This is a genomic window from Metallibacterium scheffleri (genome assembly GCF_002077135.1).
In the GTDB taxonomy this organism is placed as follows: domain Bacteria; phylum Pseudomonadota; class Gammaproteobacteria; order Xanthomonadales; family Rhodanobacteraceae; genus Metallibacterium; species Metallibacterium scheffleri.
Window position 1 is genome coordinate 250,451 of record NZ_LDOS01000002.1, and the last position, 16,093, is coordinate 266,543.

The 16,093-nt window shown below is 66.6% G+C and carries 15 protein-coding genes; 9 read left to right on the plus strand and 6 right to left on the minus strand.

Going from position 1 to position 16,093, the window contains the following annotated elements:
• Positions 1 to 50 precede the first annotated feature (50 nt).
• Both metJ and Mschef_RS06315 read left to right on the plus strand, forming a co-directional pair.
• A complete protein-coding gene (metJ, locus tag Mschef_RS18405; RefSeq protein WP_081127020.1) occupies positions 51 to 620 on the plus strand; it encodes a met regulon transcriptional regulator MetJ in 570 nt (189 codons plus the stop codon).
• A gap of 450 nt (positions 621 to 1,070) precedes the next feature.
• Complete coding sequence (locus tag Mschef_RS06315) at positions 1,071 to 1,886, plus strand: energy transducer TonB (RefSeq protein ID WP_168708839.1); 816 nt, start codon at positions 1,071 to 1,073, stop codon at positions 1,884 to 1,886.
• 51 nt (positions 1,887 to 1,937) lie between these two features.
• Here Mschef_RS06315 and Mschef_RS06320 read toward each other — a convergent pair whose 3' ends face one another.
• Positions 1,938 to 2,552 (minus strand): GPP34 family phosphoprotein, encoded by a 615-nt coding sequence (locus Mschef_RS06320; protein WP_081127022.1) that lies wholly within the window; start codon positions 2,550 to 2,552, stop codon positions 1,938 to 1,940.
• A gap of 5 nt (positions 2,553 to 2,557) precedes the next feature.
• Complete coding sequence (locus tag Mschef_RS06325) at positions 2,558 to 3,820, minus strand: serine hydrolase domain-containing protein (protein ID WP_081127023.1); 1,263 nt, start codon at positions 3,818 to 3,820, stop codon at positions 2,558 to 2,560.
• A 61-nt stretch (positions 3,821 to 3,881) separates the two neighbouring features.
• On the opposite strand from Mschef_RS06325, the gene Mschef_RS06330 reads away from it, so the two are divergent.
• Both Mschef_RS06330 and Mschef_RS06335 read left to right on the plus strand, forming a co-directional pair.
• Positions 3,882 to 4,469: a LemA family protein gene (locus tag Mschef_RS06330; RefSeq protein WP_081127024.1), complete on the plus strand. Its 588-nt coding sequence runs from the start codon at positions 3,882 to 3,884 to the stop codon at positions 4,467 to 4,469.
• Positions 4,470 to 4,483: 14 nt separating this feature from the next.
• Positions 4,484 to 6,487, plus strand: coding sequence for a M48 family metallopeptidase (locus tag Mschef_RS06335; protein ID WP_081127025.1), 2,004 nt, complete (start codon positions 4,484 to 4,486; stop codon positions 6,485 to 6,487).
• On the opposite strand, the gene Mschef_RS06340 is transcribed toward Mschef_RS06335, so the two are convergent.
• Both Mschef_RS06340 and Mschef_RS06345 read right to left on the minus strand, forming a co-directional pair.
• A complete protein-coding gene (locus Mschef_RS06340) occupies positions 6,484 to 8,076 on the minus strand; it encodes a GMC family oxidoreductase (protein ID WP_081127026.1) in 1,593 nt (530 codons plus the stop codon). The two genes, Mschef_RS06335 and Mschef_RS06340, sit on opposite strands and share 4 nt — an antisense overlap.
• A 201-nt stretch (positions 8,077 to 8,277) precedes the next feature.
• A complete protein-coding gene (locus tag Mschef_RS06345; protein ID WP_081127027.1) occupies positions 8,278 to 8,706 on the minus strand; it encodes a CBS domain-containing protein in 429 nt (142 codons plus the stop codon).
• 89 nt (positions 8,707 to 8,795) lie between these two features.
• On the opposite strand from Mschef_RS06345, the gene Mschef_RS06350 reads away from it, so the two are divergent.
• The 4 genes from Mschef_RS06350 to Mschef_RS06365 all read left to right on the plus strand — a co-directional run bounded on the left by Mschef_RS06350 (position 8,796) and on the right by Mschef_RS06365 (position 11,535).
• Positions 8,796 to 9,173, plus strand: coding sequence for an ArsR/SmtB family transcription factor (locus Mschef_RS06350; protein WP_081127028.1), 378 nt, complete (start codon positions 8,796 to 8,798; stop codon positions 9,171 to 9,173).
• Positions 9,139 to 9,660: an ArsI/CadI family heavy metal resistance metalloenzyme gene (locus tag Mschef_RS06355; protein ID WP_081127029.1), complete on the plus strand. Its 522-nt coding sequence runs from the start codon at positions 9,139 to 9,141 to the stop codon at positions 9,658 to 9,660. The genes Mschef_RS06350 and Mschef_RS06355 overlap by 35 nt, the downstream gene beginning before the upstream one ends.
• A complete protein-coding gene (locus Mschef_RS06360) occupies positions 9,657 to 10,163 on the plus strand; it encodes an arsenate reductase ArsC (protein ID WP_081129862.1) in 507 nt (168 codons plus the stop codon). The genes Mschef_RS06355 and Mschef_RS06360 overlap by 4 nt, the downstream gene beginning before the upstream one ends.
• A 64-nt stretch (positions 10,164 to 10,227) precedes the next feature.
• Entirely contained in the window at positions 10,228 to 11,535 is a 1,308-nt protein-coding gene (locus tag Mschef_RS06365; RefSeq protein ID WP_081129863.1) for an arsenic transporter, read from the plus strand.
• A gap of 6 nt (positions 11,536 to 11,541) precedes the next feature.
• Here the strand turns inward: Mschef_RS06365 and mtgA are convergent, their stop codons facing one another.
• On the minus strand, positions 11,542 to 12,252 hold the full coding sequence (gene mtgA / locus Mschef_RS06370) for a monofunctional biosynthetic peptidoglycan transglycosylase (RefSeq protein WP_081127030.1): 711 nt from the start codon (positions 12,250 to 12,252) through the stop codon (positions 11,542 to 11,544).
• A 98-nt stretch (positions 12,253 to 12,350) separates the two neighbouring features.
• On the opposite strand from mtgA, the gene hslO reads away from it, so the two are divergent.
• A complete protein-coding gene (hslO, locus tag Mschef_RS06375) occupies positions 12,351 to 13,238 on the plus strand; it encodes an Hsp33 family molecular chaperone HslO (protein WP_242426476.1) in 888 nt (295 codons plus the stop codon).
• Here hslO and Mschef_RS06380 read toward each other — a convergent pair.
• Complete coding sequence (locus Mschef_RS06380; RefSeq protein WP_242426477.1) at positions 13,207 to 15,963, minus strand: bifunctional diguanylate cyclase/phosphodiesterase; 2,757 nt, start codon at positions 15,961 to 15,963, stop codon at positions 13,207 to 13,209. The genes hslO and Mschef_RS06380 overlap by 32 nt on opposite strands.
• Positions 15,964 to 16,093: the final 130 nt, after the last annotated feature.

The following is a 16,093-nucleotide window of genomic DNA, read 5'->3' on the forward strand; positions in this document are numbered from 1 at the left end:
GTGGAAAAGTGACGCAATAGTTTCTGCGCCGGAAGATCAGTGAACAAAGAATGGCGACGTCAAAATTCATCAAGCCGTATATCGAGCACGGTGCAAAAGCCGAAGCGGTACGCAAGATCACCGTGTCGGTTCCGCTGCATGTGCTCAAGGTGCTCTCCGATGAACGCACGCGTCGCCAGATCTGCAATCTCAGGCACGCCACTATTAGTGATCTTCTGTGCGAGGCGTTCCTGCATGCTTTTACTGGGCAACCACTGCCAACTGACGAGGAGCTGAGACGAATTATGGCTATCAAGAAAACTGCTGCGAAGAAACCCGCCGCCAAGAAACCTGCGGCGAAAAAGTCCACTGCCAAGAAGGCCACGACCAAGAAGGTCGCCAAGGCCAAGGTCGCGACGGCCCGCAAGACGGCCGCCAAGAAGTCCGTGAAGAAGGCTGCCGCCAAGAAGCCGGCCGCCAAGAAGAAGGCTGCCGCCAAGAAGCCGGCTGCCAAGAAGAAGGCTGCCGCCAAGAAGCCGGCCGCCAAGAAAGCCGCGGCGAAAAAGCCTGCCGCGAAAAAGCCCGCCAGGAAGGCTGTAAAGAAAGCTGCTCCCATGAAGGTCGCAGCGCTCGCCCTCTGAGACGAGTGTCGTTTCGCAAGCTGGTAACTTTTCACCCTCTCCGCGACTGCCCAGCGCGGAGAGGGGCCTCGGATTCGAGGCCACGCCCCGCATCGCGGGGCGTTTCATTTTGTGTCGGCGGCATTTTCGCATTGCTCGCCGCGTGTGATCGGGCTAACGTGACGCCTGCGCTTGCGGCGTTCCAAACCGCATAGGGGGAAGCTGGCCGGGGCGCGCCCATCCACTTGAGGCTTGCCCATGGCTATTGAGTCCGTAATTCCTCGTGCCCGTGCCAACGCCCGCCTCGGGGCGGCGGCGGTCGTGTTGTTGAGTGCGGCGCTGACCGCATGCTCCGGTTCCAATCAATCCGCGCCGCAGCCCGCGAAAGCGCCTGTTGCTCCGGCCAAAGCCGCATCAACCGGCGCCAGGCCAGCCAGCGCCGCCCCCAATACCGCCGATCGGCTGGCCGCGATGAGTGTCGATCAACTCATGGACCAGGCGCAGAAAGCCCTGAAGGAAGATCGCCTGGTTGCACCGGCCGGCGACAACGCATTCGAGTATTACCTGGCGGTGCTGCACAAGAGCCCCAACAACCGCGCTGCGCAGGATGCGTTGCGCGAAACGTTCCCGTATGGCGCACAGACCGTTGATCAGACCATCAACCAGGGGAATTTCCCCGAGGCACAGCGTGAAATCGATCTGCTGGCCAAGGCCGACCCGACCAATTACACGCTGACCATCCTGCGCTCGAAACTGGATGCCGCACGCAAGGTGGCGGCCCAGCAGCAACAGGCGCAGAAGTCTGCCGCGCTGGCGCAAGCCGCAAGCGCGGTGGCGGAGCGAAAACAGCAGCAGGAACAGATCGACGCTGCCGCCGCAGCGCTCAAGCAGCAGCAGGAACAGGCCGCCGCTGCGGTGCAAAAGCAGCGGGAGCAGCAGGCACAGCAAGCAGCCGCAGTGGCAGCCACGCGCACAGCGACTGTCCCCAAGGCGGCAGCGTCAGCCGAGAATCGCGATGCTCAGGTGGTGCGCATGGTGCCGGCCAAGTATCCGCTGGAAGCCGCGCGCAATGGCGAGCAGGGCTGGGTGGATGTCGCGTTCACCGTCAATCCGGATGGTTCGGTGAGCGATGTCCACGTCACCAATGCCGAGCCGCGTCGGGTTTTCGATCGCGCCGCGATCGATGCCGTATCACGCTGGCGCTTCAAGCCGGCATTGATCAACGGCGCGCCGACCGCGGTCGTGGTCAAACGCCGTATCGAATTCAAGCTGTCCGGCAACGGCTGATCATGGGCCGACGCGGGCGGCGACTTGCGGGCCGACCGCGCAGGTGCATGGCTATTGGTCGAGTAGAACGCGCCGCAAAAGTGCGAGCACGCGCATTTGCGGTGGCAGATCGGCGTTGCTGTCGAGTACGCCGAGCGCGGCATACGCGCCGCCATGCGCAGCTGGTGGCAGACTCTTCAGCAAGCCCGCGGTATCGGCCAGCAACAGCAGCGCGTAGTCTGCCGGGGATTGACTCGCGCTGGCAGCGCGCAGCAGATCGGCGGCGCTTTCATCACGCGCCTGTTGCGAGCGCAACGGGTAGCGGTGGCCGGCGCGTGGCAGCCATTTGATGCGTGGCACGCGGTGCAGCAGGTCGCGCCGGGCCAGCCCATCGAGCAGACGGACGCGCAGTTGCGGCAACTTGCGTCGTGCCAGCCGCAGCGCGTGTTGCGGCGGCAACGCGTTCATGCCCAAGGCGTGTTGCAAGTCTGCCAACAGCGGATGCGCCAGTGGCAGTGCACTGTCTTGATACCAGTGTGTACCGTCGGTTTGCAGACGTCCGGCCAATGTCAGGTCGGCCAGCAACGCGGCGGCGAACAACGTTTGTGCGGTCAGAATCCCTTGCGTCCGTACCGAGCCGTGGCGCGGATCCAGCAGCAGCAGAACGAGGCGCTCGGTAAGCAGCATGGAGCCTAGCGTGGGTGGCGACGTCTGCGCACAGGATGCGCCCGTTCGCGCGGGCGATCCAGCCCGGCCCAGTCGACGTAGGGCAGGCCCAGCAGTTTGTCGAAGAACATCGGCATCAGTTGCGCCGGCACGGCGTCGTCGCAGTTCCACAGGATTACCATGCCGACGTGCAGGTCGGGAAAGAAGCCGATCATCGCGCGATAGCCCTGCACGGCGCCGGCGTGAAAGATCAGCCGGTGCCCGGCGTAGTCATACACGCGCCAGGCCAGCGCATATTGCGCGTTGCGCAAGCGCGCGCGGCGCCATGGCGTGGCCCAGCGTTCGCTCGGTGTTTCCACCAGCGGCGTATGCAGCACGTGCAGCAGCGCGGGCGAAAGCACCTTGGGGTCGCCGCCCATTTGCGCGATCAGCCATTTCTCCAGATCATCGAGACTGGCATTGACGCCTGCGGCGGGTGCCAGGCGGTAGTAGGCCTCGCGCGGCTGGAACGGTGTCCAGCGCCCGTGATCCAGCCAGTGCGGCCGCGCCCAGCTCTTGCTCGCCTCCAGCGCATCGCGGCCATAGGTCGCGGTGTGCATGCCCAGCGGCAGGAACAGGCGCTTCTCGACCTGGTGGTAGTAGAAGTCGCCGGTCTCGGCGTAGACCACATCGCCAATCAAGCTGAAGGCCACATTCTGGTAGCTGTAGCAATCGCCCGGAGGGCAGATCGGTTCGACTTCATCGAGCTTGCGTACCAGCTCGGGATAGCGGCCGTTGTTCTCCATGATGTTGTCGTAGGCGTTGTGCGGCAGGCCCAGACGCTGGCTGAGGATGTCGGCGATGGTGGCCTGGCGCGCGTACTCGGCGTTCTTGAGCATGAAGAACGGCAGTGCCTGCTCGATGCGCGTGTTCCAGCCGAAGGTCCCATCCTGCACCAGCAGCCCGGTCAGCGCGCTGGCGAATGCCTTGGACAGCGACGCGATGCGGAACACCGTGTACGGCGTGACCTTGGCGCCAGTGGCGGTGTCGGCATAGCCCAGGGTGCGCTGCCAGCGCACCTTGTCATCGACGATGACCGCGGTGGCGATGCCGGCGGCGTCGTTGCGTGCCATGACCTGATCGAGCCAGCCGTTATAGGCCTTGATGCTGGCCGCGACGCGGCCCTTGGGCAGCGTCCCACCGACCGCAATCGCGGCGTCGGGGCGCGCCGCCTGCGCGGCAATCGATAGGACGATGAATACCATCGCGGCCAGTGCCTGAGGCACGCGGCGCCAATGCAACTTCGACATGAACTGCTATGCTCATCAAGCCCTGCGCAGCGCTCCGCGCCGCCACAAGGAGGACTGACCGATGTTCACGATCATTGTGCTGATCGTCGTTGCCGTGATTGTCCTGTATGTCGTCGGGCTCTACAACGCCTTGGTGACCGCACGCAACGGCTACAAGAACAGCTTCGCGCAGATCGATGTACAACTCACGCGCCGTCACGATCTGATCCCCAATCTGGTCGAAACCGCCAAGGGCTACATTGCCCACGAGCGCGGCACGCTGGAGGCGGTGACCGAGGCGCGCACCGCGGCGGTGAATGGTTTGGCTGCGGCCAAGGCCGCGCCCGGCAACCCGCAGGCGATGCAACAACTCGGTGGCGCCGAAACGCAACTGACGCAGTCGCTCGGGCGCCTGTTCGCGGTGGCCGAGGCTTACCCGGACCTGAAGGCCAACCAGAACATGATGCAGCTTTCCGAGGAACTCAGCTCCACCGAAAACCGCGTGGCCTTCGCGCGGCAGGCTTACAACGATTCGGTGATGGGCTACAACAATCGCTGCCAGATGTTTCCGTCCAGCATCATTGCCAACAGCTTCGGTTTTGCCGCGGCCGAACCGCTGGCCATGGACGATCCGGCCAAGCGCGAGGCACCCAAGGTTTCGTTCACCTGAACTGAGCGCGCGCCGTGGATTTCTTTGCCCATCAGGCTGATGCGCGGCGCCACTCGCGGCGCATGGTGGTGTTGTTCGCGCTGGCGGTACTGACCATCGTTGCGGCGGTCGACGCGCTGATTTTCGTGGTGTTCGGCCTGGCATCCAGCAAGCCGGATGGCGGCGTGCAAGTGCCGCTGCAGACACTGCTCCTGGTCAGCATCGCCGTGATCGCCGTCATCACATTGGCGTCGATGTATCGCAGCGCATCGTTGCGCAGTGGTGGCGGTGCGGTGGCGCGCGGGTTGCACGCCACACCGGTGCCGCCGGATACCAACAATCCGGCCTGGCGGCGACTGCGCAACGTGATCGAGGAGGTCGCGATCGCCGCGGGCGTGCCGGTGCCGGAGGTCTACGTGCTCGAACAGGAGCCTGGCATCAATGCCTTCGCCGCCGGCTACGGCCCGAGCGATGCCGCGATCTGCGTTACCCAGGGCAGTCTGGAAACGCTCAACCGGGATGAACTGCAGGGTGTGATCGCGCACGAATACAGTCACGTGCTCAACGGCGACATGCGCCTCAACATCCGCCTGATGGGCGTGGTGTTCGGTATCGTCGTGCTCAGCGTGATCGGACGTCAGTTGCTCAACGCCGCGTTCTGGACTGGCGGCTCCATTGGCGGCGGCCGCGGTCGCCGCGACAACGGCAACGCGCTGTGGGCGATCGGGCTGGGACTGCTGGTGATCGGCGGCATCGGCGTGTTTTTCGCGCGCTTGATCAAGGCTTCGGTGGCACGTTCGCGTGAAACACTGGCCGATGCCTCGGCGGTGCAGTTCACACGCCAGACCACGGGCATAGCCGGCGCGCTGAAAAAAATTGGCGCGCTGGAAGCCGGCTCACAGCTCACCCAGGTGCATGGCGAGGAGGTCTCGCACATGCTGTTCGGCGAAGGCCACAACTGGAGCGCGCTGTTCGCCACGCATCCGCCGCTGGAGCAGCGCATCCGCGCGCTGGAACCGGGTTTCGACGTGGCCGAGTTCGAGCAGATCGCCAAGCGCTGGCAAAGCCTGGTGCGCAGCCCGCACGGTGACGATCCACGCGCCAGCGCTACCGGCTTGATGCCGCGCGAAATCCTGATGGCGACGGTCACGGGTGCGGCGGTGATGTCCAGCGGTGTGCAGGCATTGCCGCACGCTGATACGCGCAGCCCCATCGCCGCTGCCGCGGTGGCCGCGCAGGTGGGTCAGGCCGACCACGCGGACTTTGCCGCCGCCGCGCAAGTGCGCAACGACGTGCCTGCCGAACTGACCGCCGCAGCGCGTTCACCGCAGCAGGCACTGGCCCTGGTGCTGGCCTTGGCGCTGGCTATGGAAGGCGCGGCACGCGCGCAACAGGCGCAATTGATCGCGCAGGCCTTCGCCGCGCCGGTGGCCGAACAAGTCGGTGCGCTGGCGCCGAGCGTGGCACAGCTGCATCCGCTGGCGCGCCTGCCGCTGGCGGCCATGGCGTTCCCGGCGCTGCGCCGCCAGCCACGCGCCGAGATCGAGAATCTGGTGGCGACGCTGAGTCGGATGGCACACGCCGATGGCGAGGTGGCGCTGGACGAATACTGCCTGGCCACCCTGGTGCGCGTGCAGGCGCTGGATGCGCTGGACCCGGCGCGCGGCTTCGTCGCTGGCAGTTGCAAGCTGATCGATTGCAAGGGGCAGGCGCTGCTGGTGCTGGCGCTGCTGGCCGAATTCGGCCACGACGATGCCGAAAGCGCCGCACGCGCGTTCCAACTGGGCGTGCAGGAAATGCTGCCGGATCTTGATGCGCGTTATGCGCCGCCGGGTGACTGGCAGGCGCAGCTCGATACCGCGTTGGCGCAGCTCGACCGGCTCGCGCCGGCTGGCAAGGAACTGCTGGTGCGCGCGCTCACCCGCGCACTACGCGAGGATGGCCAGGTGCGCGTGGCCGAGGCCGAATTGCTACGGGTCGTGTGCGCGGCACTGCATTGTCCGCTGCCGCTGGTGTTGGGCGATACGCCGCGCGCCTAGAACCGTGGCGGACGTCCCCGCAGCAGATCGGCGGCGCGCTCGGCGAGCATGAGCGTCGGTGCGTTGGTGTTGCCGCTGGGCAGTTCGGGTATCACCGAGGCATCGACCACGCGCAGCGCTTCGATGCCGCGCACGCGCAGCGCCGCATCGACCACGGCTGCGTCGTCCTGGCCCATGCGACAGGTACCGACCGGGTGGTAGATCGTTTCGGCCTTGCGCCGGATGAATTCGGTCAGCGCAGCGCTGTCCCGCGCATCCGCGCCGGGGTAAATCTCGCGACCGCGAACGGCGGCGAATGGTGTCTGGGCGAAAATCTCGCGGGCCATGCGCACGCCTTCCAGCAGCATGCGCAGATCATGGCCCTCGCTGTCCGACAGGTAATTGGCGTGGATGCGGATGGGTGCGGATGGATTGGCGGAGGCCAGCGCCAGCCAGCCGCGGCTGCGCGGGTGCAGAGCGCATGCATGCAGGGTATAGCCGCGTCCGCGCAGCCGCGTGCGACCGTGGTTGTCAAGCAGCGCCGGCACGAAATGGAATTGCAGATCGCATTCGGTGGTGGTGGCGTAGCGGCTGCGCGCGAAGCCGCCGGCCTCGGCGAGGTTGGAGGTGCCGATGCCGTGCCGGGTGAACAGGAAGCGCAGCGCCACGGCCAGGTCGTTGACGCGGTCGTAGCTGTCGCGACTGCTGCATTCCACCAGGGTGCAGATGTCCAGATGATCCTGCAGGTTAGTGCCGACACCGGGCAGATCCTGCAGCACGGCGATGCCGTGCGCGCGCAGCGCGGCAGCCGGGCCGATGCCGGACAGCAGCAGCAGTTGCGGCGAGTTGAGTGCGCCGCCGCAGAGTGTCACTGCGCCACCGTCGATGCGCGAGCGCCGGCCGTGGCGCAGCACTTCGATGCCCACGGCGCGCGGGCCATTGAGCAGCACGCGCGTGGCCAACGCGCGGGTGAGCACATGCAGATTCGGCCGCCCGCGCGCAGGATCGAGATAGGCACTGGCCGCCGAGCAGCGCGCACCGTTGCGCTGGGTGACCTGGTACAGCCCGAAGCCTTCCTGCGTGGCGCCGTTGAAATCGGTGTTGTGCGACAGGCCCGCGCTGACCGCGGCCGCGATCAGGCATTGGCTGAGCGGACTGACGTGGCGCAGATCGCTGACACCCAGCGGGCCGCCGACGCCGTGCCAGGCATCGGCGCCGCGGCTGTTGTCCTCGGCGCGCTTGAAATAGGGCAACACGGCGGGCCAGTCCCAGCCGGGGTCGCCGCTGAGCCTGGCCCAGCGCGCGTAGTCGAGCGGACGCCCGCGCACGTAGCACATCGCGTTGATTGAGCTGGAGCCGCCCAACACCTTGCCGCGTGGCCACCACAGGCGACGCCCCTGCAATTGCGCCTCGGGCTCGGTGCTGTAGTTCCAGTTGTAGCGTGTGAGCTTGACCAGTTTGGCCAGCCCCGCCGGCATATGGATGTAGGGATGCCAGTCACGCACGCCGGCCTCGATCAGCAGCACGCGTTGCGTCGGATCGGCGCTGAGCCGGTTGGCCAGCACGCAGCCCGCCGAGCCGGCGCCGACGATGATGTGGTCGTAGGTCATGCGCGCAGGCTAGCGCAGGGCGCGATTGGATGAACGACTGTATGCCCGGTTGCCTGCGATGAGCGGCGTGCCGCACGCCCGGACCCGCAACGCGAGGCGCGCCATTGGCAGCGCAGGTTCAGCCGGCACTGATCTGCCGCTGGGCGCGCTCCGGCGCTCGCGCCCCGACAAGCGGTGCGCACGTATGGCGCTCGCGCCGGATCAGCCCGCGATATAGCGCTGCAGGTGTTCGATTTCCACGGCCTGGTCGTCGATCACGGCCTTGACCAGATCACCGATCGAGATCACCCCGACCACCGCGCCGCGTTCGACCACGGGCAGATGGCGCACGCGGCCGTCGGTGCACAGGCGCATGCAGGCTTCGACCGATTCTTCTGGCGAAATCGTCAATGCCGGCGTGCTCATGATCTCGCGCACGGGCGTGTCGCTCGACGCGCGACCTTGCAGCGCGACCTTGCGCGCGTAATCACGTTCGGAAACCACGCCCAGCAGCTCGGTGCCGCGCATCACCAGCAGCGCACCAATGCGCAGCTCAGCCATGCGCTGCAGGGCGGAAAGCACGCTTTGTTCCGGCGCGATCGCATGCACGCTGCTGCCCTTGCTTTCGAGTAGATGCTTGACCTGACGCATGACTCCTCCAAGCGTGTGCGGGCGTACAAGTCTAGCGCGCGCAACCCAACCAGGCTTGACGAGGAGAATAATTTTACTAAACTAGAAATATGGAATTGAATGAAAGCATCGTCGCGCTCAAGGCACTGGCCCAGGACACGCGTCTGGCGTTGTACCGCCTGCTGGTGCAGGCCGGTCCCGAGGGCTTGCCGGTGGGCGAGCTCGCTGCGCGCTTGCACGTGCCGGACTCCACGCTCAGTGCACATCTGCGTGTGCTGCGCACGGCGGGACTGGTGCGCGATGAACGACGCGGCCGCGTGATCCAGTGCCGCGCCGATTTCGCGCGCATGGATGCGCTGCTGGCCTATCTCACCGAGAACTGCTGTGCCGGCAGCGGCGCTTGCGCGCCCGTGCCCGGCTGCAAGACCCCTCCATCACCAGGAGCCCAGGCCCATGCAACGCTTACACGTGCACGTCAACGTCGCTGACCTCGAGGCCAGCATCCGTTATTACCACACGCTGTTCGGCTGTGCACCCAGTGTGCGCGAACCCGATTACGCCAAGTGGATGCTGGACGATCCGCGCATCAATTTCGCCATCTCGCAGCGCGGCCACGCGCCGGGTCTCGATCACTTGGGCATCCAGGTGGAGCAGGCGGAGGAGCTCGCGCAGATCGGCGCACGTCTGGCTGCCGCCGATGCGGTGGCGCTGGCCGAGCAGGGCACGACCTGCTGCTATGCACGTTCGGACAAGTACTGGAGCGAGGATCCGCAGGGTCTGCGCTGGGAAAGCTTCCGCAGCCTGGGCGCGGCGACGTCGTATTACGCGCCCGCACCTGCCCAGACCGGCGATGCCGGTTGCGGGCCCGCGGTGACGCAGACCGCCGCGCCGTGCTGCGTTCCGGCGACGACGCAGGCCAGCGCACCCTGCTGCGGCCCGGCCAAGGGCGCGGGCGCTGACGGGTGCTGCGCATGAGCGGGCGCATCTACAACGTGCTGTTCCTGTGTACCGGCAACTCGGCGCGCAGCATCCTGGGCGAGGCGCTGCTGAACACGATGGGCGCGTCGCGATTCCATGCCTACAGCGCCGGCAGCCATCCGGCGGGGCAAGTGCAGCCGCTGGCCCGGGAACTGGCCATCGAGATGGGCTACGACCCGGCGCGGCTGCGCAGCAAGTCCTGGGACGAGTTCGCCGCGGCGGACGCGCCGCGCATGGATTTCATCCTGACCGTGTGCGACAGCGCCGCCGGCGAGGCCTGCCCGCTATGGCCAGGGCATCCGGCCACGGCACACTGGGGCGTGCCCGATCCCGCGGCGGTGCAGGGCGACGCGGCCACGCGCCGCGCCGCGTTCCGCGCGACACTGCTGGCCTTGCGCCAGCGCATCGAGCTGCTGATCGCCTTGCCGGACGAGAAACTCGATGCACTCGCGGCCCGCGCCAGTCTTGCCGCCATCGCGGCACAGGCCGGCGCAGCATGAGCACGTCCCGCGCGGGCTGGCGCTCGCCGCCGGCGGCGGCGGCGAGCGTTGCCGGAACCGACCGATGCTGAGCGCACTGATCATCTTCATCCTCACCCTGGTGATGGTGATCTGGCAACCCCGGGGTCTGGGCATCGGCTGGAGCGCGCTGGGCGGCGCGGCGCTGGCGCTGGTGACGGGTGTGATCCAGCTCAGCGACATTCCGGTGGTGTGGCACATCATCTGGGACGCCACCTTCACTTTCGTCGGGCTGATCATCATCTCGCTCATTCTGGATGAAGCCGGGTTCTTTCACTGGGCCGCGCTGCACGTGGCACGCTGGGGTGGCGGGCACGGACGATTGCTGTTTCCGCTGATCGTGCTGCTGGGCGCGGTGATCTCGGCGTTCTTCGCCAACGATGGCGCGGCACTCATCCTCACCCCCATCGTGCTATCCATGCTGCTGGCGCTGGGCTTCGGGCCCGCCGCAGCAATGGCTTTTGTCATGGCCTGCGGCTTCGTGGCGGACACCACCTCCCTGCCGCTGGTGATTTCCAACCTGGTGAACATCGTCAGCGCGGGGTATTTCCAGATTCCCTTCGACCGCTATGCCGCGGTGATGGTTCCGGTCGATCTGGTGGCGCTGGCCGCCACGCTGCTGGTGCTGTATGCCTACTTCCGCCGCGACATTCCGCTGCGGTACGACCTGAGCAAACTCGACACCCCAGCCAGTGCGATCAAGGATCCGCTGGTGTTTCGCTGGACCTTTCCCACGCTGGCGGCGCTGCTCATCGCCTACTTCGTCACCGCCGCGTATGCGGTGCCGGTGTCGGTGGTGACCGGGCTGGCCGCGCTGCTGATGCTGGCGCTGGCCGGGCGCTGGTGGCGCGGCGGGCAAGGCGCGCGGATCAACGTACGCGGTGTCATCCGGCATGCGCCATGGCAGATCGTGCTGTTCTCGCTGGGCATGTACCTCGTGGTCTACGGTCTGCGCAACGCCGGACTCACGGCGTATCTGGCGCAGGTGCTGGAGGCCATCGGCCAGCATGGCGTGCTGGCTGCTGCGCTGGGTACGGGTCTCATCAGTGCCGGACTTTCGGCGGTGATGAACAACATGCCCACGGTACTGATCGGCGCACTCGGCATCCACCACGCGCAGGGTCTGAGCGCGCCGGTGCGCGAGGCCATGATTTACGCCAACGTCATCGGCTGCGATCTCGGCCCCAAGTTCACGCCGATCGGCAGTCTGGCCACGCTGCTGTGGCTGCATGTGCTGGAGCGCAAGGGCACCCGCATCACCTGGGGTTATTACTTTCGCGTCGGTCTGGTGCTGACCACGCCCGTGCTGCTGCTTACGCTGCTGGCGCTGGCGGCACGCCTGATGCCGGGCTGAATCCGGCTACCTGGGCAGGTACATGGGCCCGCCCAGCTGGCGCATCTGCTGCTCGATCCACGCCGCGCGGCGCAGCACGTAGGGCGAGGGCCTGTTGGCGTGGAAAATATGCGGGTTGGGCAAGGTTGCGGCCAGCAGCGCGGCTTCGCGCGGCGTGAGACGCGCTGGCGGTTTGCCAAAATTGACGTGGCTGGCGGCGTCCACGCCGAACACGCCGTTGCCCAGCTCGGCGATGTTCATGTAGATGGTGAGGATGCGCTGCTTGGGCAGATTGAGTGTGAGCAGCACGGTGAAGTAGGCCTCGATGGCCTTGCGCACGTAACTGCGTCCGTCCCACAGGAACAGGTTCTTGGCGGTTTGCTGGGTGATGGTGCTGGCCCCGCGTAGGCGCGCGCCGTGGTCGGCGGCAACGATAGCGTCCTTGATCTCACCGAAGTCGAAGCCCCAGTTGCTGGGGAAGGTCTGGTCCTCGCCTGCCACCATGGCCAGGGGTGCCCACGGGGACACCTCGCGCCATGGCACCCAGTGGTAGTCGATGTGGTAGCGGCGGTCGCCATGCAGGCGCGCGTCGATCCAGCGCTCGATCATGACCGCGCTGGTCACGGGCGGAACCCAGCGCAGGCTCAATACCAGCAGCTCAGTGACGATGAACCACGCCAGCACAGCGCGCAGCAGGTAGTGCCAGAAGCGGCGGCGGGATTTGACGGATTTGGACATGGCGTGCCGCGGGCTGGATGCGTGCAGTATAAATTGCGCGCCGGCTTGATCATGCGGCGCTCGCCCCTATCTCTGAGCTTTGTCGGCGGAATCGCATCGTGCCAGTCGAAGACAGCCTGCAACCCTTTCTGCTTGAGCGCGCCGGCGTGCGTGGCGCGGTGGTGCGGCTCGGGCCGGCGTGGCGCGAAGTGGCCGCGCGCCAGGACTATCCGGCGCCGCTGCGTGCCATTCTGGGCGAGGCGCTGGCCGCCAGCGCGCTGCTGACCGCGCACGTCAAGCTGCAGGGCGCGCTGTCGCTGGAGTACAAGAGCGCCGGAGCGCTGCGCCTGCTGTTCACCGAGTGCACCGATGGCGGACGTGTGCGTGGCCTGGCGCGGATGGCCGACGCCGCCGTGGCACCCGTGAGGGCACTGGATCTGGGTGCGCAGCCCGATGCGTTATTGGCGATCACGCTCGGCAGCAGCGAGCACGGACAGCGCTATCAGGGTCTGGTCGGCGTGCAGCGCGCGAGTCTGGCGCAAAACCTCGAGGATTACTTCGCGCAGTCCGAGCAGTTGCCCACGCGCATCGTGCTCGCAGCGGATCGTGAACTGGCCGCGGGCCTGCTGCTGCAGCAACTGCCGGGCAGCCGTGTTGACGATGCCGATGCCTGGCCGCGTGTCGGCCATCTCACCGCGACGCTTGCTGGGGCCGAGCTGCTGGCGCTGCCCGCGCCACACCTGCTGCAGCGCTTGTATCACGAAGAGCAGCCGCGCCTGTTCGCGGCGCGTGCGCTGGGTTTCGGCTGCTCGTGTTCGCGCGCGCGCGTCGAGTCCATGCTGCGCTCCCTGGGGCGCGCCGAAGTCGAGGCCGCACTGGTTGCGCGCGACGGCGAAATCGAGGTGATCTGCGAGTTCTGCGCGGCGCGCTACACGCTGGATGCGGTCGATGCCGGGCGCGTGCTGGCCACGGCGCCTAGCGCGCCGGTTTCATCCACACCACATTAGCCGGCGGCGCGCTGATCCAGGTGCTCAACGGCTGTGGGCGTCCGTACAGATAACCCTGGCCGTAAGGGCAGCCAAGCTTGAGCAGCAAATCGTTTTGCACGCTGTCTTCGATGCCCTCGGCGATCACGCTCATGCCCAGCGTGCTGGCCAGCGCCTGGATGGTGCGGATGACCGCGTAGCCGTTGCCCGCCTCGCCGTCGTCCAGTGCGATCACGAACGAGCGATCGATTTTCAGCGCCTGCAACGGATACTGGTGCAGATAGCTCAGTGACGAATAGCCGGTGCCGAAATCATCCAGCGACACGGCGATGCCCTGCTCGCGCAGTTCGGCCAGGGTGCGCTTGAACTCGTCCGGATTGTCCAGCAGCACGCGCTCGGTGACCTCGATGCGCAGGCGCTCCGGGGCGATGTCATGACGCCCGAGCAGCGCCAGCAGGCGTGCGGTCAGTCCGGAGCTGCGGAAGTGCCGCGCCGACAGATTGATGCTGACGAAGCCGCTGTCGCCGAGCAGTTGCCGTGCCTCGGCGGCGACGCGCTCGAACACCATCCAATCCATCGCCTCGGCCGAGCCGTTGTCCTCGGCCACTGCCAGAAACTGCCCCGGCTCCAGCACGCCGCGCTGCGGATGCAGCCAGCGCACCAGCGCTTCGTAGCCAACCGTGGCGCCGTCGCTGAGGCGCGTGATCGGCTGGTAGTAGGGCACGAACTCGCCGCGCGCCAGCGCACGCCGCAGATCCACTTCCAGGTCGAGCAGCAGCACCGCATCGCGACGCAGCAGATCATCGAACACCGCCCAGCGCTGGCGGCCCTCGGCCTTGGCGCGGTACATCGCCGAGTCGGCGTCGCGCAACAGTTCCTCGGGACGTACATAGTGCGGTTCGGCCATGGCGATGCCGATCGACACCGAGGTGAACATTTCCTTCTGGCCGAGCTGGAACGGCGCCTGCATGCTGGCGATGATGCGATCGGCCAGGCGCGTGACCTCATCGAGGCCGTGCACGTTCTCGATCAGCACCGCGAATTCGTCGCCACCCAGACGCGCGACCACGTCTTGCGATTTCAGGCTGCCGCGGATGCGGCTGCCGGCCTGGAACAACAAATCATCGCCGACCAGATGCCCGACCGAATCGTTGATCACCTTGAAGCGGTCGAGATCGAGGAACAGCACCGCGAAGCGCCGTTGGTTGTCCAGCTTGTGGCGTTCCAGCGCGTGCTCCAGGCGCTGCACCAGCAGGTTGCGGTTGGGCAGTCCGGTGAGCGAGTCGTGCAGGGTCTCGAACTTGAGCCGGCGCTCGGCGCGCTCACGCTCGGCCACCTGCTCGCGCAAGTCGCGGTTGGCCAATGCCAGCGCGCGCGTGCGCTCGGCGACGCGGCGCTCCAGATCGGCGTAGGCGGCCTTGAGCGTATCGGCGCTGCGGCGCCGGTCCAGCGCATTGGCGATGTGGTAGCTGACGAAGGTCAGCAAGTCCTGGTCGCGCGCGGTGTAGCGGTGTTCGGGCATGTAGCTCTGCACCACCAGCGCGCCCACGGTGCGCTCGCCCAGCACCAACGGCACGCCCAGCCAGCACACTGAATCAGAGCCGCTTTGCACGACCTCGCCGGCTTCGCGCAAGGCCTGCATGTCACTTTCATTGACCAACACCGCAGTGCCGCGCGTGATCACATACTCGGTCAGGCCGCGACCAATGCGACGTGGTCGCCGCACCGCGTCGCGTTCGTCCACCGAATACGGGAACTGCAGTTCGCGTCCATCATCGGACAGCAGCGCGATGTAGAAATTGCGCGCGTACAACAGCCCGCCGATGACGCGGTGCACGGCGGCGTAGAACGCTTCGAGACTGTCGCTGGTGCCGGCCAGTTCGGCGATGCGGAACAGGGACGCCTGCAGACGTTCGCCACGCTGGCGTTCCAGTACCTGCTGCTGCAGCACGCGGTTGGCCTCGCGCAGCGCCTCGGTGCGTTCGTGCACGCGCCTTTCCAGATCGACATGGGCTTCGCGTCGCTCCAGCGCGGACTGGATGTGTTGGGCCACGTAGCTCAGCAGCGTCTGGTCCTCGGCGCTGTAGCGCGCGTCGTCGCGGTAGCTCTGCACGGCGATGGCGCCGATGACCTCATCACCGCGGCGCATCGGCACGCCCAGCCAGTCAACGCACATCGGTCCGGCGGCCTGCAACGGCCCCTGCACCTGACGCGCGATTTCATCCAGCGGACCGCGCAATGCCTGACCGCCGCGGATCAGGTGCCAGGTAGGGGTGTAGCGCATTTCCTCGAGCGGGTACTGGTGCTCCGGATGCGGTGGATCCGGATCGGCGATATCCGCGTAATACGCGAAACGCACGGTGTCCATGCGCGCATCGTGCAACACGAAGTAGCAGTTCTCGGCATACATCAGCGTGCGCACGATGTCGTGCATCGTGTGCATGACCTCGGGCAGGCTGCGCGCGGTACCGGCCTGCTCGGCGATGGTGTACAGCGCCCGCTGCAAGCGTTCGGCGCTTTGCAGGCGCACGAGGTTGGCGGCGAGCTGGTCGTATTGCGCGAGCTGCGTCTGGCGCTCGGCGATCAGCGCTTCGGACCAATCGTGCAGCGCCACGCTGGTGTCCGCATCGAGGTTGCCGATCATCTGGCGCAGTGCAGCCGCCACGCGCTGCACTTCGTGCGCGCGGGAGGCGCGCAGCAATTGTTCGATCAGTGCGGGCAAACCATGGGCAGGAGCAGTCGACACGCGGTCCCCGGAATCGCTGCCGCGAGGCAGAGGTTGCGAGGCTAGGCGCCTGCCGCGGGTGAATCAAGTGCTGGCGCGTGACAGCATCCTCGGGCAGTGCGTGCCCGATATGCACGGCTGGCGCAGAGGC

Bases quoted from the DNA above. Each gene is read 5' to 3' on its own strand.
- Mschef_RS06350 (WP_081127028.1), top strand. From the start codon at position 8,796: ATGGAATTGAATGAAAGCATCGTCGCGCTCAAGGCACTGGCCCAGGAC.
- Mschef_RS06330 (WP_081127024.1), top strand. From the start codon at position 3,882: ATGTTCACGATCATTGTGCTGATCGTCGTTGCCGTGATTGTCCTGTAT.
- Mschef_RS06360 (WP_081129862.1), top strand. From the start codon at position 9,657: ATGAGCGGGCGCATCTACAACGTGCTGTTCCTGTGTACCGGCAACTCG.
- Mschef_RS06355 (WP_081127029.1), top strand. From the start codon at position 9,139: ATGCAACGCTTACACGTGCACGTCAACGTCGCTGACCTCGAGGCCAGC.
- metJ (WP_081127020.1), top strand. From the start codon at position 51: ATGGCGACGTCAAAATTCATCAAGCCGTATATCGAGCACGGTGCAAAA.
- Mschef_RS06340 (WP_081127026.1), bottom strand. From the start codon at position 8,076: ATGACCTACGACCACATCATCGTCGGCGCCGGCTCGGCGGGCTGCGTG.
- Mschef_RS06365 (WP_081129863.1), top strand. From the start codon at position 10,228: ATGCTGAGCGCACTGATCATCTTCATCCTCACCCTGGTGATGGTGATC.
- Mschef_RS06315 (WP_168708839.1), top strand. From the start codon at position 1,071: ATGAGTGTCGATCAACTCATGGACCAGGCGCAGAAAGCCCTGAAGGAA.
- Mschef_RS06345 (WP_081127027.1), bottom strand. From the start codon at position 8,706: ATGCGTCAGGTCAAGCATCTACTCGAAAGCAAGGGCAGCAGCGTGCAT.
- mtgA (WP_081127030.1), bottom strand. From the start codon at position 12,252: ATGTCCAAATCCGTCAAATCCCGCCGCCGCTTCTGGCACTACCTGCTG.
- Mschef_RS06320 (WP_081127022.1), bottom strand. From the start codon at position 2,552: ATGCTGCTTACCGAGCGCCTCGTTCTGCTGCTGCTGGATCCGCGCCAC.
- Mschef_RS06325 (WP_081127023.1), bottom strand. From the start codon at position 3,820: ATGTCGAAGTTGCATTGGCGCCGCGTGCCTCAGGCACTGGCCGCGATG.